Source organism: Kribbella flavida DSM 17836 (assembly GCF_000024345.1).
GTDB classification, from domain to species: domain Bacteria; phylum Actinomycetota; class Actinomycetes; order Propionibacteriales; family Kribbellaceae; genus Kribbella; species Kribbella flavida.
In genome coordinates this window covers 7,454,449-7,473,865 of record NC_013729.1, presented here as the reverse complement: position 1 = coordinate 7,473,865, position 19,417 = coordinate 7,454,449, and the positions used below count along the sequence as shown (strand labels likewise).

General features: G+C 70.7%; 19 protein-coding genes. 14 read left to right on the top strand and 5 right to left on the bottom strand.

The window, feature by feature from the left end; genetic code table 11:
* The first annotated feature begins 488 nt into the window (after positions 1-488).
* The 4 genes from KFLA_RS34705 (at position 489) to KFLA_RS34690 (ending at position 6,409) form a co-directional block, all read left to right on the top strand.
* Positions 489-3,623: a replicative DNA helicase gene (locus KFLA_RS34705; protein WP_012924524.1), complete on the top strand. Its 3,135-nt coding sequence runs from the start codon at positions 489-491 to the stop codon at positions 3,621-3,623.
* Positions 3,624-3,777: 154 nt separating this feature from the next.
* Positions 3,778-4,605, top strand: a complete 828-nt coding sequence (locus tag KFLA_RS34700) for a CPBP family intramembrane glutamic endopeptidase (RefSeq protein WP_012924523.1) — start codon at positions 3,778-3,780, stop codon at positions 4,603-4,605.
* Positions 4,602-5,753 (top strand): sensor histidine kinase, encoded by a 1,152-nt coding sequence (locus KFLA_RS34695; protein WP_012924522.1) that lies wholly within the window; start codon positions 4,602-4,604, stop codon positions 5,751-5,753. The genes KFLA_RS34700 and KFLA_RS34695 overlap by 4 nt, the downstream gene beginning before the upstream one ends.
* On the top strand, positions 5,750-6,409 hold the full coding sequence (locus KFLA_RS34690) for a response regulator (RefSeq protein WP_012924521.1): 660 nt from the start codon (positions 5,750-5,752) through the stop codon (positions 6,407-6,409). Before KFLA_RS34695 ends, KFLA_RS34690 begins: the two co-directional genes overlap by 4 nt.
* A gap of 114 nt (positions 6,410-6,523) precedes the next feature.
* On the opposite strand, the gene KFLA_RS34685 is transcribed toward KFLA_RS34690, so the two are convergent.
* Entirely contained in the window at positions 6,524-7,195 is a 672-nt protein-coding gene (locus tag KFLA_RS34685; protein WP_012924520.1) for a MerR family transcriptional regulator, read from the bottom strand.
* 89 nt (positions 7,196-7,284) lie between these two features.
* Here KFLA_RS34685 and KFLA_RS34680 point away from each other — a divergent pair, with 89 nt between their 5' ends.
* Together KFLA_RS34680 and KFLA_RS34675 are read left to right on the top strand one after the other, a co-directional pair.
* Positions 7,285-7,866, top strand: a complete 582-nt coding sequence (locus KFLA_RS34680; RefSeq protein WP_012924519.1) for a DoxX family protein — start codon at positions 7,285-7,287, stop codon at positions 7,864-7,866.
* 27 nt (positions 7,867-7,893) lie between these two features.
* Entirely contained in the window at positions 7,894-8,304 is a 411-nt protein-coding gene (locus KFLA_RS34675; RefSeq protein WP_012924518.1) for a hypothetical protein, read from the top strand.
* A 55-nt stretch (positions 8,305-8,359) separates the two neighbouring features.
* Here the strand turns inward: KFLA_RS34675 and KFLA_RS34670 are convergent, their stop codons facing one another.
* A complete protein-coding gene (locus tag KFLA_RS34670; protein ID WP_012924517.1) occupies positions 8,360-9,322 on the bottom strand; it encodes a helix-turn-helix transcriptional regulator in 963 nt (320 codons plus the stop codon).
* 64 nt (positions 9,323-9,386) lie between these two features.
* On the opposite strand from KFLA_RS34670, the gene KFLA_RS34665 reads away from it, so the two are divergent.
* Positions 9,387-10,682 (top strand): FAD-binding oxidoreductase, encoded by a 1,296-nt coding sequence (locus KFLA_RS34665; protein WP_041289624.1) that lies wholly within the window; start codon positions 9,387-9,389, stop codon positions 10,680-10,682.
* On the opposite strand, the gene KFLA_RS34660 is transcribed toward KFLA_RS34665, so the two are convergent.
* A complete protein-coding gene (locus KFLA_RS34660) occupies positions 10,679-11,077 on the bottom strand; it encodes a RidA family protein (RefSeq protein ID WP_012924515.1) in 399 nt (132 codons plus the stop codon). The genes KFLA_RS34665 and KFLA_RS34660 overlap by 4 nt on opposite strands.
* A gap of 172 nt (positions 11,078-11,249) precedes the next feature.
* Between KFLA_RS34660 and KFLA_RS34655 the strand changes: the two genes are divergently transcribed.
* Positions 11,250-11,990 (top strand): hypothetical protein, encoded by a 741-nt coding sequence (locus tag KFLA_RS34655; protein ID WP_012924514.1) that lies wholly within the window; start codon positions 11,250-11,252, stop codon positions 11,988-11,990.
* Positions 11,991-12,108: 118 nt separating this feature from the next.
* Positions 12,109-12,459 carry a TraR/DksA family transcriptional regulator gene (locus tag KFLA_RS34650; protein ID WP_012924513.1) on the top strand — a complete coding sequence of 117 codons (351 nt, stop codon included), beginning with the start codon at positions 12,109-12,111 and terminating at the stop codon, positions 12,457-12,459.
* Positions 12,460-12,557: 98 nt separating this feature from the next.
* Here KFLA_RS34650 and KFLA_RS34645 read toward each other — a convergent pair whose 3' ends face one another.
* Positions 12,558-13,634 (bottom strand): ABC transporter ATP-binding protein, encoded by a 1,077-nt coding sequence (locus KFLA_RS34645; protein ID WP_012924512.1) that lies wholly within the window; start codon positions 13,632-13,634, stop codon positions 12,558-12,560.
* Between the two features lie 206 nt (positions 13,635-13,840).
* On the opposite strand from KFLA_RS34645, the gene KFLA_RS34640 reads away from it, so the two are divergent.
* The gene (locus KFLA_RS34640) at positions 13,841-14,536 is read left to right on the top strand and encodes a dienelactone hydrolase family protein (RefSeq protein ID WP_012924511.1); all 696 of its coding nucleotides are present in this window, start codon (positions 13,841-13,843) and stop codon (positions 14,534-14,536) included.
* Between the two features lie 19 nt (positions 14,537-14,555).
* Here KFLA_RS34640 and KFLA_RS34635 read toward each other — a convergent pair whose 3' ends face one another.
* On the bottom strand, positions 14,556-15,494 hold the full coding sequence (locus KFLA_RS34635; RefSeq protein WP_012924510.1) for an AraC family transcriptional regulator: 939 nt from the start codon (positions 15,492-15,494) through the stop codon (positions 14,556-14,558).
* An 86-nt stretch (positions 15,495-15,580) separates the two neighbouring features.
* Between KFLA_RS34635 and KFLA_RS34630 the strand changes: the two genes are divergently transcribed.
* From KFLA_RS34630 to KFLA_RS34615, 4 genes are all read left to right on the top strand, one after another.
* A complete protein-coding gene (locus KFLA_RS34630; protein WP_012924509.1) occupies positions 15,581-16,429 on the top strand; it encodes an NAD(P)H-binding protein in 849 nt (282 codons plus the stop codon).
* Positions 16,426-16,971, top strand: a complete 546-nt coding sequence (locus KFLA_RS34625) for an anthrone oxygenase family protein (protein ID WP_012924508.1) — start codon at positions 16,426-16,428, stop codon at positions 16,969-16,971. Before KFLA_RS34630 ends, KFLA_RS34625 begins: the two co-directional genes overlap by 4 nt.
* Before the next feature lie 45 nt (positions 16,972-17,016).
* Entirely contained in the window at positions 17,017-17,874 is an 858-nt protein-coding gene (locus tag KFLA_RS34620) for an alpha/beta fold hydrolase (RefSeq protein WP_012924507.1), read from the top strand.
* 101 nt (positions 17,875-17,975) lie between these two features.
* Positions 17,976-19,370 (top strand): erythromycin esterase family protein, encoded by a 1,395-nt coding sequence (locus KFLA_RS34615; protein ID WP_012924506.1) that lies wholly within the window; start codon positions 17,976-17,978, stop codon positions 19,368-19,370.
* Positions 19,371-19,417: the final 47 nt, after the last annotated feature.

Below are 19,417 nucleotides of genomic sequence, written 5' to 3'. Positions count from 1 at the left end.
CCGGTCGTCGTGGTCCCGGTGCCGCGGGCTGGTAAGGGGCATGGGCTTCATTGTGCCTGGCGTGATCTGTGCACAGAGCACCGGACCCGAACGTCTCGAATGTTTTTCTCCTCCACAGCTGTGGGAAGACAAAATCGCAGGTCAGAGCACGGTTGTGGAAGTTTGTCCCCAGATATCCACAGGGATGTACCCAACCTGTGCACACCCGCGGCCGGAGTTTCCCACAGGTCGTCCACACCCCCTGTGGATGTCCGGCTACCCGGGTCCGGGGGGAGGGGCGTACGGTCGCGTGACGACACCGTCCGCCCGCAGTCTCGGGGGCGAGTCCGCCTGCGGACGGGGTCGCGGAAACTTGTCGGCGGTGCCGGATACGGTTCGATCACGTGTTCGATCCGTGGCTGGTTCCCGGATCCGCCGGCCGGCGGACCCGGGCGGGTGCGGGTCTGCGTGCGTGCGGGTCGGCTGGGCGGACGAGGAGGTCGGACGAAGTGAGCGTTGCGGAGTTCCGCGGGGGGCAGGACGGCGGGAACGAGGAACGCAACCCGGCGATGGGCTTCGACCGCACCCCACCGCAGGACCTGGCCGCCGAGCAGTGCGTGCTCGGCGCGATGATGCTCAGCAAGGACGCGATCGCCGACTGCATCGAGACCCTGCGCGGCACCGACTTCTACCGCCCGGCCCACGAGTCGGTCTTCGACGCGATCACCGACCTGTACGCCCGGGGTGAGCCGGCCGACGCGATCACCGTCGCCGCCGAGCTGACCCGCCGGGGCGAGATGGCCCGGATCGGCGGCGCGCCGTACGTGCACACGCTGGTCGCCTCGGTCCCGCTCGCGGCGAACGCGAGCTACTACGCGCACATCGTCCGGGAGAAGGCGATCCTGCGCCGGCTGGTCGAGGCCGGCACCAAGATCGTGCAGCTCGGCTACGCCGGCGAGGGTGAGGTCGACGACGTCGTCGACGAGGCGCAGGCGGAGATCTACCAGGTCACCGAGAAGCGGACCACCGAGGACTACGCCCCGCTGAAGGACATCATGGAGGGCGCCCTCGACGAGATCGAGGCGATCGACTCCCGCGGCGACGCGATGGTCGGCGTACCGACCGGGTTCACCGACCTGGACGAGCTGACCAACGGGCTGCACCCGGGCCAGATGATCATCGTCGCGGCCCGGCCGGCGATGGGCAAGGCGCTCGCGCTGGACACTCCGCTGCCGACGCCGTCGGGCTGGACGACGATGGGCGAGGTCGCCACCGGCGACGTGCTGCTCGACGCCGACGGCCGGCCGACCCGGGTGGTCGCGGCGACCGACGTGCTGCTCGACCGGCCCTGCTTCCGGCTCACCTTCTCCGACGGCACCACGCTGGTCGCCGACGCCGAGCACCAGTGGGTCGTCGAGGACGGCGGCCAGCCGGTCGTCTGCACCACCGCGGACCTGCACAGCGCGATGACGGCGTACCCGGGCCTGACCCCGGCGGTGCCGAAGTCGGCGCCGCGCGAGATCTCCGGCCACGGCGTCACCACCGGGGTGCTGGGCGAGCCCGACCGCCGGGTCGAGCTGGTCGAGCCGGTGCCGAGCGTGCCGGTGCGCTGCGTCGAGGTGGACAACCCCGACCACCTGTACCTGGCCGGCAAGTCGATGGTGCCGACCCACAACTCCACCCTCGGCCTGGACTTCGCCCGCTCGGCGTCGATCAAGCACGGCCTGGCCTCGTGCATCTTCTCGCTGGAGATGAGCCGCAACGAGATCACCATGCGACTGCTCTCGGCCGAGGCGAAGGTGCCGCTGCACCACATGCGCAACGGCAAGATGACCGACGAGGACTGGGCCCGGCTGGCCCGCAAGATGGGCGAGGTGTCCGAGGCGCCACTGTTCATCGACGACTCGCCGAACCTGACGATGATGGAGATCCGCGCCAAGGCCCGCCGCCTGAAGCAGCGGCACGACCTGCGCCTGATCGTCATCGACTACCTCCAGCTGATGACGTCCGGCAAGAAGGTCGAGTCCCGCCAGCTCGAGGTCTCCGAGTTCTCCCGCTCCATCAAGCTGCTCGCCAAGGAGCTCGAGCTGCCCGTCGTCGCCATCTGCCAGCTCAACCGAGGCTCCGAGCAGCGCTCCGACAAACGCCCGATGGCCTCCGACCTGCGCGAGTCGGGCTGCCTCACCGCGGACACGCGTCTGCTGCGGGCGGACACCGGTGCGGAGATTTCCCTGGGCGAGCTGCTCGCGGACGATGCGAAGGACGTTCCGGTCTGGTCCCTGGACGACCGCCTCAAGCTGGTACCGCGCACGATGACCCACGTGTTCCCGAGCGGGGTGAAAGAGGTCTTCCGGCTCAAGCTCGCCTCGGGCCGCGAGATCAAGGCGACCGCGAACCATCCCTTCCTGACCTACGACGGCTGGAAGCCGCTGGGTGATCTGGTTCCGGGCCAGCGGCTCGGGTCTTTGCGGCATGTTCCGCCCCCGCTGAACATCAAGGCGTGGAACGACGACGAGGTGGTCCTGCTGGCCCACCTGCTCGGCGACGGCTCGTTCGTACGACGGCAGCCGATCCGTTACGCCAGCATCGACGAGCACAATCTCGAGGCAGTCGGCGCCGCGGCCCGTCGGAGGTTCGGGATCACGCCGGTGCGCGACGAGTACGCCGCCGCGCGGGTCACCACGCTTCGTCTGCCGGCGCCGTACCGGCTTGCTCGCGGTCGGCGGAACCCGATCGCCGAGTGGCTGGACGGTCTCGGACTGTTCGGCCTGCGCAGCCACGAGAAATTCGTTCCTCCCGGTGTCTTCGGCCTGCCGAAGGAGCAGGTCGGCTCCTTCATCCGGCATCTGTGGGCAACAGACGGCTCGGTCCGCTGGGACGACAAGGCAGGGCAGGCGCGCATCCACTACGCCTCGACCAGTCGGCGTCTGGTGGACGACCTGGCCCGATTGCTGCTGCGCTTCAACATCTTCAGCAGGATCGAGGTGGCGCGGAAAACCGGCTACCGCGACGGCTACCACCTGCACATCTACGGCGCCGAGAACCAGCTCCGGTTCTGCGACGAGATCGGTGTCCACGGTGTGCGTGGGCTGCAAGCGCTCGAGGTGGCAACCGCATTGCGCGATCTCCGTGCCAACCCGAACCTCGACACCGTGCCGAAGGAAGTCTGGTCGCGGGTGCGCGAAGTGCTGACCGACCAGCAGGTGACCCATCGTGAGTTCGCCGCCGCAATGGGCACCCAGTTCTCCGGCTCGGCCCTGTGGAAGCACGCCCCCAGCCGTCAGCGCCTTGCCGAGGTCGCTGATGTGCTGGGCGATGCTGACCTGGAAGTGCTCGCGACCAACGACATCTTCTGGGACGCCGTCACGTCGATCGAGAGCCTCGGGGAGCAAGAGGTCTACGACGCCACCGTGATGGGCACGCACAACTTCGTCGCTGAAGGCATCGCCACCCACAACTCGCTGGAGCAGGACGCCGACGTCGTCATCCTGCTGCACCGTGAGGACGCGTACGAGCGCGAGTCCACCCGGCCCGGCGAAGCCGACTTCATCGTTGCCAAGCACCGCAACGGCCCCACCGCCGACGTGGTCGTCGCCTTCCAGGGCCACTACTCCCGCTTCGTCGACATGGCCCACGACGGCTGAGCACCGATCGTTTCGCACCAACCGGGGGCCGATTTGTCCCCCGTGCGAGCTACCGCAGGTGTCCACCGCACGGTGACGATTCCGGCGCGCAGAATCCCTAGCGTTCGAGGTGGCCGCGGCGCTTCGTTCGCGGGGATCTCGCGAAGGAGTGGACATGCGTCTGGTGCAGCAGTTGGTCGTCGTGGCAGTGGTGGCGTTCGCCGGCAGTCTGGCTGTCGGCGCGGCGCAGTGGAACACGCCGCTGACTCTCGTTATCGGCGTCGCGACGGCGGTGCTGGCGCTGCTGGCCTACCGCTGGATCGTGCGGCGGACAGAACGCCGTACGCCGGTGGAGCTGGCTCGGACCGGAGCTGTCACCAGGGTCGGAGGCGGCGTCCTGATCGGCGTCGCGCTGTTCGCGGCGGTGATCGCGACGATCGCCGTGCTCGGCGGCTACCAGGTGGTCGGCTGGGGATCGGCGTCGGGCGCGGTGGCACTGCTCGGCTTCACGGCGGCGGCCGCGGTGACGGAGGAACTGATCTTCCGCGGCATCCTGTTCCGCATCGTCGAAGGCCGCATCGGCACCGGGCTGGCCTTGGCGCTGACCAGCCTGCTGTTCGGGTTGGCGCACCTGTTCAACCCGCACGCGACCCTGTGGAGCACGATCGCCATCGCGATCCAGGCCGGCGGCATGCTCGGCGCCGCCTACGCGGCCACCCGCACCCTCTGGGTCCCGATCGGCCTGCACTTCGGCTGGAACTTCGCCGAGGCGGCCATCTTCGGCACCGACGTGTCCGGCACAAGTGCGCCGGAAGGCTTGCTGGACGGCGTGACGTCGGGATCGGTTGCGCTCAGCGGCGGTGAGTTCGGGCCGGAGGCCAGCGTCGCCGCGGTCGTGGCCGGCGTGGTGCTGACCGTGGTGTTCCTGTGGCTGGCTCGTCGCCGCGGCACCCTGCTGCCCCGCCCTCGCCGTGGCGCGCCGGCCGCTACCCTCGTTCAGTGATCGACCTGCGGCGGGTCCAGGACCTGTGGCGGCGGTCCGACGTCACGGTCCGGGACGCCCCGCTGGCGCTGGCGCTCGCCCTGTCCTCGCTGGTGCCGGCGCTGCGCAGCAACGGGACCCAGCTCGGTGACCTGCCGACCCGCCCGATGGACGCCCTGGCGCTCGCGGTGGTCGCGCTCGAGTGCGCTCCGCTCGCCGTACGCCGGAAGTGGCCGACGGTCTGCCTGGCGCTGGTGTCGATCGGCTTCGCCGCCGACCAGCTTCGCGGCTACCACACGGTCGCCGGTACGGCGTTGCCCATCGCGTTGCTGAGCACGGCCGCGCACCTCGACCGGTACCGGCGGACGACGATGGTCGTGGCGTCGGCCGCCTACGTGCCACTCGCCGTCGGGCTGGATCGGCAAGGCTCGGCCGAGGGCATCACCGGCTACGTGACGTTCTACCTCGCCCTGGCGCTTGCCTGGGGCATCGGTGCCTGGCTACGCCTCTCCCGGGCGGCTGAGGCCGAGCGGCGCCGCCATGTCGCCGAGACCACCCTGACGATGGAACGCACCCGGGTCGCCCGAGAACTGCACGATGTCGTGACGCACCACGTGACAGCGATGGTGGTGCAGGCCGAAGCTGCGCGGTACCTCACCGCCTCACCCGAACGCCTCGAGCAGACGCTGACCGCCATCACCGACACCGGCCGGCGGGCTGTCACCGACCTGAGGCACCTGCTCGGCCTGCTCAACCCGGACCACAGCACCGAGCCGCGAACACCGTCCCTCGGCGAGCTGAACGCCTTGGTGGAGCAGGTGCGCCGGGCCGGTCAACCGGTCGAGCTGACCGAGCAGGGTGAACCGATGGCGACCGCCGGCAGCGCCGGAGTCACGGCGTACAGGGTGGTGCAGGAGGCGCTGACGAACGCGCTCAAGCACGCCTATGGCAGCCGCACCAGCGTGTACGTGCGGCATGGCGAGCGGGAGATCACCGTGGAGGTCCGCACCGACGGGTCCGGCACCCATCCGGCGTCTCCCGGTGGAAGCGGCCGGGGTCTGGCCGGGCTGCGGGAGAGGGTGGCCGTGCTGGGCGGCGAGTTCAGCGCTGTACGCCGGGACGGCGGCTTCGTCGTCCGGGCGTGCATCCCGTCCGGGAGCCCGTCGTGACCGCGCCGGTGCGGGTGCTGGTCTGCGACGACCAGGCGCTGATCCGCACCGGGTTCGCGACGATCATCGACGCGCAGCCCGACCTCGAGGTCGTCGGCGAGTGCGGGGACGGCCGGGCAGCGGTGGACCTGGCCGTCCGGCTGCAGCCGGACGTGGTGGTGATGGACGTCAGGATGCCGGTCCTGGACGGCATCGAGGCGACCCGGCTGCTCGCCGGCGAGGGGGTCGCCCGGCCGGTCAAGGTGCTCGTGGTGACGACGTTCAACCTGGACGAGTACGTGTACGAGGCGCTGCGCGCGGGAGCCAGCGGGTTCCTGCTCAAGGACGCGCCGGCATCGCAGTTGCTGCAGGGCATCCGGACCGTTGCCGGCGGCGCCGCTCTGCTGGCTCCCGAGGTGACCCGCCAGCTCGTCGGCCGGTACGCCGCCCGCGTCCGGCCCGCGGAGAACGCACCGGCCGAGGTCCCGCTGACTCCGCGCGAGCTGGAGGTGCTGCTGCTGATGGCGGACGGTCTGTCCAACAGCGAGATCGCCGCCACCCTGGTGATCAGCCACGAGACCGTCAAGACCTACGTGTCCCGCATCCTCACCAAGCTCGACCTGCGCGACCGCGTCCAGGCGGTTGTCTACGCCTACCGGCGCGGTCTGGTCACCTGAGCTCCGCCCTGCTGCCCAGGTGGTCGACGGCCCGTCAAGACGTGCTTCCCGTGAGCCGAGGAGCACGCGCTGGAGCAGCTCTCGCCGGTTTCGAGCCGGCCGCGTCCTAGTACCTCAATCGCCAGCTCCTCCGCTGCGCCAGTGCTGGGCCGAGATGGACTCCTGGGCGAGCAGGCGCAGCGAGGTGAGCAGGGTTTCGCCCAGGATGGTGCCGATGACGACGGACTCGGCGATCTGGTCGGGGGTGGTGCGCTGGGTGACGGCGGCGATCTCGAGGTGGGTGAAGGTCTCGACGGCTTCGGCGTAGGTGTCGAGGTGGGCGACGAGGTGGTCCTGGTCGAGGGCGCGCAGGGTGGCGACGGTGTCGATCAGGGTGGTGAGGGCGGGGGCGTCGGGCTCGACCGTCCAGCCGCGGGCGGCGAGCAGGTCCTCAATCTGCTGGGCGGCGAGAGTGCGGGCGTCGGGGGTCGCGGCCGACTCGGCGGTCGGCAGTTGGTCGGGCATCGTGCGGGTTCGGGTGATGGCGCGGTGGGCGCGGCCGATCTGGTGGTGCAGGGAGAGGTCGGGGGAGTCGAGGCCCTCGAGGATCTCCTTGACCCGGGCGACAGGGACCTGGCCGAGGTCGATCAGCGCGCGGATCAGGCGGAGGCGGCGGAGATGAGCCTCGCCGTAGCTGGCCTGGTTGGGGCTGGTGAGCTCGCCGGGGAACAGCAGGCCCTCCCGCAGGTAGTACTTGATGGTCGGCACCGGGACTCCGGACTGCCGGCTCAACTCTGCGATCCGCATGCCGCTTGCCTTCCGTCGATTCGTGATGGATAGTAGCAGTATCCATTAACGGCTAGTGTCACTATCCAAACAGGAGGAGGTGGATCCTGGTGATCGTTGGGGTGCTGATCGCGGCGACGCTGGTACTGCGCGGTCTGGGCGGGCTCGGAGTCCGGCGGTTCGCGAGCTGGGCGGTGAGCGCGGCGCACGGGCTGGCGGTGATGCTGCTGCTGACCGCGAGCGCGCACTTCGTGCCGGCGAGTGTGACCGTGATGCCCAATCACGCGGATCTGGTGCGGATCGTGCCGCCGTTCGTCCCGTACGCCGACGCGATGGTCTACCTGACCGGCGTGCTGGAGCTGCTCGGTGCGCTCGGACTGGTGCTGACGGCAACGAGATGGGCGGCCGGGTGGTCGCTCGCGACGCTGTTCGTGGTGATGCTTCCGGCCAACGTCTACGCGGCGACCGAGCAGGTCGCGTTCGCGAACGGCGCGCCGGCGACGCCGCTGTGGCAGCGCATCCCGGAGCAGGTCCTCTACCTCGCGGTCGCGGTCTGGGCCGCCCGCTCCGCTCCCCGTACGCCGATCCGCCGGCTCCTGCACCCGGCCGCCACCCTCCAGCCCCAGCCCGAAGCCAAGCCCCAGCCCGAGCCTGAAGCCAAGCCCCAGGCTGAGCCCGAGTCCGTCCGCTGACCCCCTGACCCAGGAGGAGTTCCACCCATGACCGCGTTGAGTGAGCCGTCGAGAATCATCGCCGGCGCCGTCCTGCTCACGATCGTGACGATCCAGTTCGGCGGGTGGTTCCTGACCAGGATCGTGCGCGGCCAGGTCCCGATGACCGACTTCCAGAGGTCGTTCGCCCGGGCCGGTCACGGACATGCCGGCGTGCTGGTCATTCTCAGCCTGGTCGGCCTGCTCTACGTCGACGCGACCAGCCTGAGCGGGAGCTGGCTGTGGATCGGCCGGCTCGCGCTGCCGGTCGCGGCGATCCTGATGTCCGGTGGCTTCTTCACCTCGTCCGCCGGCCCCGGCCGCAGCCGGCCGAACCAGTTCGTCTGGATCCTCTGGCTCGGCGCCGCCGTGCTCGCCCTCGGCGTCCTGACCCTCGGCATCGGCCTGATCACCGCGTGATCCGTCACCACGGGGCCGCTGATCAGAATCCTGACCAACCCGCGCAACCCACTGGTCAGCCGGTGACCAACGCACTGCCCACCCGGCGGATGACCTCCGCGGTCTCCTCGGCGGCCTCCAGCGTGAACTCCGCGCCCAGGGCAACGACCCCGGCGAGGTACTGCACCAGCAGCTGCGGAGACTCCGCCGTCAGGTGAACCACGCAGGCGTCCGCCCCGGCCGGCTCGACCCGGCCGGGCAGCCAGCGCCCGTAGAACCCCGCGCGGACCTCGTCCGCCGGCAGCTGCACCCGCAGAGTCGCCCAGTGCCGGTACGTCGCGGTCGCGAACGACTCGGTCAGGTACGTCGCCGCGTCCGGCGCCGGCAGGTCGCGCGCGGTGAACCGGTGCCGGGTCGGTCGCACATCGGTGATCCGGTCGACCCGGAAGGTCCGCCAGTCGTCCCGGCCGGGATCGAACGCGACCAGGTACCAGTTGCCCTGCAGCGCGACCAGCCGGTGCGGCTCGACCCGGCGGGCGCTGCTCTCGCCGCCACGCGACTCGTAGTCGAAGGCAACGATCTCCCGATCGCGGCAGCACGCGGCCAGCACGGCCAGCCGGGCCGGATCCAGCTGCGGCTGGTCCTCTCGCCCGACCACGGACGTCGCGCCGACCGCGGCGACCTGTGGACGAAGCCGCGGCGGCAGCACCTGCGACAGCTTCGCCAGCGCGCTCATCGAGTTGTCGTGCAGGCCGGCGACCCCTCCGCTACCGGCTCCGGCCAGGCCGACCGCCACCGCGACGGCCTCCTCGTCCGACAGCACCAGCGGCGGCATGTTCCGCCCGGACCCCAGCCGGTACCCGCCCGCGGTACCCGTGGTCCCGGTCACCGGGTAGTCGAGCGCCCGCAGCCGGTCCATGTCGCGCCGGATGGTCCGGTCGGTGACACCGAGACGCTCGGCCAGTTCGGCTCCTGACCACTCCCGCCGACTCTGCAGCAGCGACAGCAGGCGCAGCAGCCGGCCCGGCAGGTCGTTCATGTCCACAAAGATATCCACAGCTTGAGGACAAGTGCTGTCCGGAAGCATCTCTAGCGTCGTCGGCATGCAGACATGGACACCTACGACCGACGGCTACGACGACCAGCGCCTCGGCATCCAGCGCCTCGATCCCCACCGCCCCGCCTGGATCGCGGGCGTCACGAGCGCCACCGACGTCCAGGAGGCAGTCCGGTACGCCCGCGATCACGCCTTGCGCGTCGCGGTCCAGGGCCGCGGGCACGGCCACACCACGCCGACTGACGGCGTGCTCATCACCACCGGGGCCTTCGCCGGCGTCTCGGTCGACCCGCGACGGCGTACGGCGGCGATTCAGCCGGGAGCGACCTGGCAGCAGGTGATCGACGCGGCCGCGCCGTACGGGCTGGCTCCGTTGTCCGGCAGCTTCCCGGGCGTCGGCGCGGTCTCGTACACGCTCGGTGGCGGCACCGGCCTGATGGCGCGGCGCTACGGATTCGCGGCCGACCACGTGCGCCGCCTCGAACTAGTCACCCCGGACGGCGAGCTTCGCACCGTGACACCCGAGCAGGAGGACCTGTTCTGGGCGCTGCGCGGCGGTGGCGGCAACTTCGGCATCGTGACCGCACTGGAGGTCGACCTCTTCGAGGTGCCCACCCTCGCCGGCGGCAGCCTGTACTACGACCTCGCGGCGGCGCCCGACGTGCTCGCGACCTGGCACGAGTGGACCCGGAGCGTCCCGGACGAGGTGACCTCAGCCGTCGCGGTCCTGGCCTTTCCCGACATCCAGCCGGTCCCCGCGCCGTTGCGCGGCAAGCACGTCGCGCAGCTCCAGCTCAGCATGCTCACCGGCCTGGATGAGGCGGAGCGGTTGATCGCCGAGCTCCGCGCCGAAGGCGAGCCGCTGCTCGACACCGTCGGCGAGCTCCCGTTCACCGAGTCGCACCGGATCTTCGCCGAGCCCGACGGGCCGAGCCCTTACCGCTCGCGCAACGTGCTGCTGCGTGACCTGGAACCCGCAGCACTCGCGACTGTGCCGAAGCTGACCGGATCAGATGCGCCGGTGATGACCCTGGTCGCGATCCGTCACCTCGGCGGCGCGATGTCCCGCCCGCCGGCGACGCCGAACGCGATCGGCCACCGCGACGCGTTGTACTCGCTGACTGCGTTGTCAGTGACCGCGGAGGACGTGACGGCGCTGCTCGAAGAAATCGTGGCGCCGTGGGCGCCGTACGGGATCGGCCGCAGCCTGAACTTCAGCTTCGCCCCGCTCACCAGTGCGGAGGTGGCGCAGGCGTACGAACCGTCGGCGTACGCCCGGCTCCGGCGGTTGCGGCAGGAGCTCGACCCGACGGGCCTGCTCCAGCCGAATCACCCGCTTTAACCCAGGGCAGCGGTGACGTCGATCTCGACGAGCTGGCCGGGGAAGCCGAGCTGGGCGACGCCGAGCAGCGTGCTGGCGGTGGTGAACGCCGGGGCGAGCTCGGAGTCGTTCAGCTGAGTCCAGACGGCGGCGAGGTCCTCGCGGACCGGGCTGGCCACGTAGATCACCGTGCGGACGACGTCCTCGGGGCGGGCGTTGGCCGACTCCAGCGCGGTCAGGATGTTGCTGATCACCTGCGTGGTCTGCCCGCCCAGCTCGCCCGAAGCCAGCTCACCCGCCGAGTCCAGCGGGCACTGACCGGCCAGGAAGACCAGCCGCGATGCCTCCACCGTGGTCACGTGGTGGTAGCCGGGGGTCGGGTGCAGCGCTGGGGGATTGGTCCGCTCGATGGTCACCACCCCACCCAAAGTCACCGGCCGCACGCCGGTCAATCGAGTTTCGCGGCCGGTGCTGCCAAGACACGCCGGGACGTTGTGACATGTGGCGGGTAACGCACGACGCAATTACCGTCAGTCTCGTGACAAGCACTGACAGTAGTCAGTGCTCCATCGAGAGAAGGAGTACGTCGTGAAGCTTCGTACCCTCACGGCTGCGGTGGCCACTCTCGGCCTCGCGGCCGTGACACCGCTGGCGGCCTCGGCCGCCGGCCCTGCCCCCGATCCGTCGTGGGCTCCTCCGACCAAGGCCGCCGAGGCCGACATCGACGGCACCTGCCACCTGTGGGTCCCCACCCGGGTGGCGATCGACCGGCCGTACCGGACGCTGTTCGGGTCGGTGAGCGGCCGATGCAAGTCGCCCGAATCGGCGTCGGGGTGGGTGCTGAGGCACCCGAGCCTGGGTGGCGTCAACCAGATCGTCTTCGACGTGAACTACCCGACCGGCGACGGCCGCTGGCGGGTGCCGGACACGCACGCGATCGGCTACCAGGTCTTCCGCGGTCTGGGCAGCTACAACGAGGACCAGGAGGAGGACTCGGTCAACGTCCAGAACCAGGTCGGTGTCACGGTGAAGCTGGCCGCTCGTGCCTGGATTGCGTCATCGCGGACGGGAGACGTTGTGACGCTGAAGGGCACGTCGTTGCTGTACTCGACCTCCGCCAACACCTACTTCAAGCGGTCGGCGCCCGGCGCCTTCCAGTTCCGGGAGAGGGGATCCACGGTGTGGCGGACGCTGAAGGCCGGCGTCCGGACCAACGGCAAGGGCGAGGTGCAGCTGTCCTACCGGTACAGCAAGCTCCGGGACTACCGCTTCGTGCTGTACTCGACGCCGATCAGCTGGGACGCCGGCAGCGCTGTCACCATCCGCTGACGACACCACGGTGAACGCCGGCCCCGCGATCACCTCGCGCTGACGGCGCACGCTCGGCTCGTCCCCACCGCAACCCGGCGGGGACGAGCCGGCCCGGCGCTCGTGGCATCGTGGAGCAATGGCCGCCGACAGGGATCGAGAACTCCGTGAACTGCTGACGGCGGACCGGGCCGCCACGACGGAACGGATGACCTCGCTTCGCCGCGACCTGGAGGCGATCGTCGAGGCTGCCCGGCTCGTCGCCACCGATGACGAGCATGATCCCGAAGGGGCCACGATCGCCTTTGAGCGCTCGCAGACCGCTGCGTTGCTGGAGAGTTCGCACCAGCACCTGATGGCGCTCGATGACGCGTTGGCTCGGCTTTCCGCCGGCGCGTACGGACGCTGCGAGCGCTGCGGTGAGCCGATCGCGACGGGTCGGCTTCAAGCTCGCCCCACCACCCATACCTGCATCGACTGCGCCACCTGACAGGGCTTCTCGACCACCACGGCCCCGGGCGGGCGAGCCGCTCGGGGCCGGGGGCGTAGTACGTGTCGAGCCGAAGGCCGTACTACGGAATCGGGAGGTCAGGCGGTCAGCCGTTCCTCGGTGGAGGTGGAGAACAGGTGCAGCTTGTCGGGCTGCGGCGCCAGGTGGACGACCTGGCCGGGTTCGCTCCGGGTCCGGGTGCCGATGCGCGCGATGACCTGCTGGTTCGTGGTGTGCTCGGCGGTGCCGTAGAGGTACGCGTCGGAGCCGAGCTCCTCGACCACCGAGACCTTGACCGGCAGGCCCTCGTCGGCGAGGTGGAACGCCTCCGGCCGGATGCCGAGCGTCAGCGTGCGGTCGTCACCGGCCTGCGCCAGCAGGGCCCGCTCGATCGGGACCACGTAGTCGCCGATCTTCGCGCCGCCGTCGACGATCTCGGCCTCGATCAGGTTCATCGCCGGCGAGCCGATGAAGCCCGCGACGAACTTGTTCTTCGGGGCGTCGTACAGGTTCAGCGGGGTGTCGACCTGCTGGAGCAGGCCGTCCTTGAGGACCGCGACCCGGTCGCCCATCGTCATCGCCTCGATCTGGTCGTGCGTGACGTACACCGTGGTGACGCCCAGCCGGTGCTGCAGCTCGGCGATCTGGGTGCGGGTCTGGACCCGGAGTTTCGCGTCGAGGTTCGACAGCGGCTCGTCCATCAGGAAGACCTGCGGGTCGCGCACGATCGCCCGGCCCATCGCGACACGTTGCCGCTGACCGCCGGACAGCGCCTTCGGCTTGCGGTCCAGGTACTGCTCCAGGCCGAGCAGCTTGGCCGCCTCGGCGACGCGCTTGGCCCGCTCGTCCTTGCCGAGTCCCTGCATCTTCAGCGCGAAGCCCATGTTGTCGGCGACCGACATGTGCGGGTACAGCGCGTAGTTCTGGAACACCATCGCGATGTCCCGCTCCTTCGGCGGACGGTCGGTCACGTCCCGGTCCCCGATGAAGATCGCGCCGTCGTTGACCTCCTCCAGCCCGGCGAGCATGCGCAGCGCGGTCGACTTGCCGGAGCCGGACGGGCCGACCAGGACCATGAACTCGCCGTCGGCGATGTCCAGGTCGAGCTGGTTCACGGCAGGGGTGTCGCTGCCTGGGTAGACCCGGGTCGCACCCTTGAACGAGACGGTTGCCATCACGCAGTTCCTTTCCTCCGCCGGCCGGGTTCGGGCCGGGACGATCCTCCGCACCAGGCGCCCAGGACCTGGGTGTCCGCACTTTGGTGACGAGTCATCAAAGTCATGGACAAGAACGCCACCGATGGATCGCGCATTCCCCCCAGGGTCGGCAGGACGGACCTGGTCGGCCACCGCTCCGGAAGCGGTGGGTACCGTGGCGGTCCATGGGAGAAACCGTCACCGTCGCAGAGTTGACCGCGTACCTGGCCCGGGGAGCGGCAGGTGGCGCCGGGACGCTGATGCTGCCGATGATCACCGGTATCGGAGCGCAGGTCCGGGACTGGGCCGACGAGCTGGCCGGGCGGGGGATCACCGCACTGGTCTGGGACCCGTTCCACGGACCCAGCAGCGACGACACCAGCATCGACGAGCTGAGCCGCCTGCTGCTGGCGATGGACGACGACACCGTTCTCGCCGAGCACCGGACGTTGCTCGACCATCTGCTCGGCGAGCTCGGTTGCCGCGCGGCCGGAGTTCTCGGCTGGTGCCTGGGTGGCCGGCTAGCTTTGTTGCTCGCGGCAAGGGAACACCGGCTGGCCGGGGTCGCCGCCTTGCATCCGACGGTCCCGTCGGACCTGGCGCCCCAGCACACGTACGACGCCATCGCCGAGGCCGCCGCGATCACCGCGCCGGTGATGGTGGCGTACCCGAGCGCCGACACGCTCGTCCCGGTCGCCGACTTCGAGGCGTTGCAGGCGTCGTTGCAGTCCCGTCAGCGCGGGGCCACCGTCAGCCTGTTCCACCCCGGCGCGGACCACGGCTTCTCCGACCGGGGCCGGCATGACAAGCCGGCCAACGCCGAGGCGTTCCAGCTGGCGTGGCCGCAGGCCCTGGCCTTTCTCGAGACGACAACCCGCTAGGGGCGTGTCGACCAACAGCCTAGGCCGCCGTCGCCCTGCGGTGGGCGGTCGGGTTGGTGCCGCGGACGCGTTTGAAGGCGACGGACAGCGCGAACGCGTTCGCGTAGCCGACCCGGCGGGCGATCGACTCGACGGTGTCGCCGGTCTCGCGCAGCAGGTCGGCCGCGAGCGTGATGCGCCAGCCGGTCAGGTACGACATCGGGGCCTCGCCGACCAGGGCGGTGAAACGGCGAGCCAGGCTGGCGCGGGAGACGCCGGTCCGGTTCGCCAGCTCGACGACGCTCCACGGATGGGCGGGGTCCTCGTGCAGCAGCCGGAGCGCGAGCCCGACCACCGGGTCGGCCTGCGCCTGGTACCAGCCAGGGGCGTGCGATTCCGGCCGGGCGAACCAGGCCCGCAGAGTGGTGATCAGGGCCAGGTCGAGCCACCGGTCGAGCACGCTCTGCTGGCCGGGCTCGTCGCGCTGGATCTCGCCGAGCACCATCTCCATCACCGGCCCGGCCACCTCGTCGGCCGGCACCACGAGCACCGGCGGCAGGGCGGCCAGCAACCGGCGGCTGACGTCGCCCTCCAGCTGGTAGGTCCCGCTGACGATCATCGCCTCGCCCTCGGGCCGGCCGCCGTGGGTGCGAACACCGAGCCGGGCGCTGTAGTCGACAGGTGCCCCGGGCAACGGTTCGCAGCGGCCGCCGGGATGGATCCGCAGTTGCGGCGCGGTGTCCGGCGCATCCACGACGACGTACGGTTCGGGGCCGCTGAGCACCGCGACGTCGCCTCGGTCCAGCCGGACCGGCGGCTGGTCACCGCGCAGGATCCAGCCCGCGCCGCGGACCAGGGTGGCCAGGGCCAGCGGTGCCTCGTCGACGATGTGCAGACCCCACGGCGGGTCGAGCACGGTCAGGTTGAACACTCCGCCCCGGGCACGGGCGCCGGCGAGCAGATCGTCGAGCACATCCATACCAGAGACCCTAGCTGAGACTCTCAAACATGGAAATGCGTCGCGCAGCCATGGTTTGTCTCACCTGAGAACGGTGGACTGAAGCCATGACAACAACACCGATTCTGATCCTGGGTGGTAAGGGCAAGACCGGCCGGCGCGTGGTGCAGCAGCTCGCGGCACGCGGCGTACCGGTCCGGACGGCCTCGCGATCGAGCGAGCAGCGCTTCGACTGGTACGACGAGAGCACGTGGGCGGGCACGGTGGCCGGCAGCAAGACGGCGTACCTCGCACCCCCGGTCGGGCCGGCCGGGCTGGCGCAGGCGGGCCGCTTCGTCCGGCAGGCGGCGGCCGAGGGGCTGCGTCGGGTGGTGCTGCTGTCCGGCCGCGGCGTCGGCAGCCCGGAGCGGGAGTTCGCCGTCTACGAGAGCAGCGTCGAGCTGGAGCAGGCGGTCAAGGACAGCGGCGCCGACTGGACGATCGTGCGGCCCGCGTGGTTCATGCAGGGCTTCAGCGAGGACTTCCTGGTCGACCACGTACTGGCCGGCGAGCTGCGCGTCTCGGCCGGCACCGGAGCGGAGGCATGGATCGACGCCGACGACATCGGCGACGTGATGGCAACCGTCCTGCTGGACCCGTCGCACACCGGCCGGATCTACTCGCTGTCCGGGCCGCGCACGCTGACGATGGCCGAGGTCGCGGCCGAGCTGTCCGCGGCGACCGGCCGCGAGATCCGGTACGCCGACCTGGACCCCGAGCAGCACGTCACCGAGCTGATGGGCATCGGGCTGCCGCGGGAGGACGCCGAGTCGGTCCGCGACCTGTTCGCGGTGATCCGGCACCACCGGTCGGAGTACCTGTCCGACGACGGGGTGCGCGAGGTCCTCGGTCGCGCTCCGCGGGACTTCACCGACTGGGCCCGGGAGACCGCGCGGACCGGGGTGTGGTCGGCATGACCGTCACCCGGATCCTCACCCTGGCCGCCCTGCTCGGTACGGCGCTGATGGGCGGGGTGTTCTTCGCCTTCGGCACCGCCGTGATGGGGTCACTGCAGCGGATGCCGGCCGGGCAGGGCGCGACGGCGATGAACCTGATCAACGTCCGCATCCAGAACCCGCTGTTCCTGCTGGTGTTCGTCGGCACCGCCCTGGTCTGTCTGGCGCTGGCCGTGCTGGCCTTCGTCCGGGACACTCCCGGCCGATGGTGGCTGGTCGCCGGCGCCGCGCTCTACCTGATCGGGGTGGTCGTGGTCAGCTTCGCGATCAACATCCCGCTCAACGACCAGCTGGCCGCCGTCGATCCGGCGTCGGCGGCCGGCGCGGCCGAGTGGTCGGCCTACCTGGCCAAGTGGAACCCGGCCAACAACCTGCGCGCGGTCGCCTGCGCCCTCGGCGTCCTGGCTTTCGGGCTGGCTCTGGCCGGCGGCGCCGACGCGAAGGCCGCGCCGGCGTCCGAAGGCGCAACCGGTCCCGGGTGGCAGCAGCCGGCCGGCCGGTGACGCACCGGCCGGATGCTCTACTGGGTTCACCGTCGACGAGGTGAGGTGAGCGGGTTGTCCGAGCAGCTGCTGAACGTGCACGGCGTCGAGCTGTGCGTCGAGACCTTCGGTGACCCGGCCGACCCGCCGATCCTGCTGATCCACGGGGCGGCGGCCTCGATGGACTACTGGGAGACCGCGTTCTGCGAGCTGCTGGCCGCCGGTCCGCGGTACGTCGTCCGGTACGACCACCGCGACACCGGCCGCTCGGTCAGTTACCCGCCGGGCAAGCCGGGGTACACCGGGACCGATCTGGTCCGCGACCCGGTCGGCATTCTGGATGCCCTCGGCATCGGCCGGGCGCACGTCGCCGGTCTCTCGATGGGCGGCGGGATCGCCCAGCAACTCGTGCTCGACTTCCCCGACCGGGTCCGCAGCCTGACGCTGATCGCGACCAGCCCGCTCGGCGACGACCTGCCACCGGCCGCCGACCGGATCAAGGCCGCCTTCGCGACCGAGGCAACACCGACCGACTGGTCCGACCCGGACGCGGCCGTCGACGCCTTGATCGCCGCGGAGAAGCTGTACGCCGGCACCCTCCCGTACGACGAACCGGCCCGCCGCGCCCTGGTCCGCGCGATGATCGCCCGCACGACGGACCTGGAGTCGGCGATGACCAACCACTGGATCCTTCCCGACGACGACACCCCGCCGCTGCGTCCCCGCCTCGGCGAGATCAGGGTGCCGGTGCTGGTCCTGCACGGGACCGAGGACCCGCTCTTCCCGCCCGCGCACGGCGAGGCGCTCGCCCGCGAGATTCCCGATGCGCGGCTGGTCCTGCTCGGCGGCGCCGGTCACGAACTGCCCGAGCCGACCTGGGACACCGCCGTCCCGGCCATCCTGGCGGTGACCAGCGCGGGGTAGAGCTGGCTCCACCATCGCTTCGGGCCTCTGCGGGATGGGGTCGTGCGGCCGTGCGCGGAAGGGTGGGAGTCACTTGATTCCGACTCTGCGAAGGATCTCCGATGAAGCGAAACCGCCGCGTCGCCGCCTCCCTGGCGGCCGCTGCCCTGCTGACCACCGCCGCGTTGCCCGCGGCAACCGCCCTCGGCGCTGCGCCGCGCAGCGACACCGCTGCGCCGGCGCATGGACAGTCGACCACCGCGCCGTACGGCGCGGTCGTCGCCACCCAGAACCCGGTGCCGGCCCTGAACCGCGCCGCCTACCCCCTGCTGTCCACCGACCCGACCGGCCCGCTGCGCGACCTGCGCCCGCTGGTCCGGATGGTTGGCAACGCCCAGGTGGTCGGCGTCGGCGAGGCGACCCACAGCTCGAGCGAGTTCTTCACTCTCAAGCACCGGCTCTTCCGGGCCCTGGCCGAGCAGCGCGGCTTCACCGCCTTCTCGCTGGAGGCCAGCTGGAGCACCGGCGTAGCCCTCGACCGGTACGTCGTGCACGGCGTCGGTGATCCGCGGGCGATCATGCAGCACGAGTTCCAGGGGTCGTACCAGTTCTGGAACGCCGAGGAGTACCTCGACCTGATCGAGTGGATGCGCGACTACAACCGGACGCACGCCCGCAAGCTGCACTTCGTCGGCAACGACCTCGGCTACGTCTCCCCGGCCTTGCTCGACCTGGTCACGGCGTCCGCCGGCAAGGTCCGGCCCGCGCTCGTCCCCGAGCTCACCCGCCTGTACGCCGGCATCCGGTCCGGCGCGAACGCCGCCGACTGGACCGCGCAGTACGTCGCGAAGCCGCTGGCCGAGCGGCTGAAGACCGAGGCGGCGACCCGGCAGGCACTCGCCCGGGTGGAGTCGCTGCCGGCGAGCCCGGGACGGACCTGGACGGTGCAGCACGCCCGCACGATCTGGCAGGTGGCGAAGTTCTTCGCGATGGACATCGAGGACCCGGCGGTGCTGCCGTCGGCGATGCGGTTCCGCGACCAGGTGATGGCCGAGAACACCGCGTGGTGGGCCCGGACGACCGGAGCCCGGACGCTGCTGTCCGCGCACAACGGTCACATCGCGCTGGAGACCTCGATGCCGGAGCAGTACCCGAAGATCCAGGGCCAGTTCCTCCGGGAGCAGCTCGGCAAGGACTACGTGGCGGTCGGGCTGAGCTTCGACCACGGGTCGTTCAACGCCCTGGACGTGAACGACCCGAACGGCGCGATGCGCCGCTTCACGCTCGGCCCGGCGGCGGCCGGCAACAACGAGCACACGCTGGACCGGGTCGCCTACCGCGACTACTTCGTCGACCTGCGGACGCTGCCGCGCAGCACGAAGGCCTGGCTGCAGGTGAAGCGACCGACCCGCGACATCGGTACCGCCTACCCGTGGCCGGACTCGAAGGTCGCGCTCAGCGCGTCGTACGACGTGCTGATCCATCTCGCCGAGGTGTCGGCCGCCCACCTCCGCTAGGACGCCGACAGGACCTCGGGCCCGGGGGGGCTCGAGGTCCTGTCGGT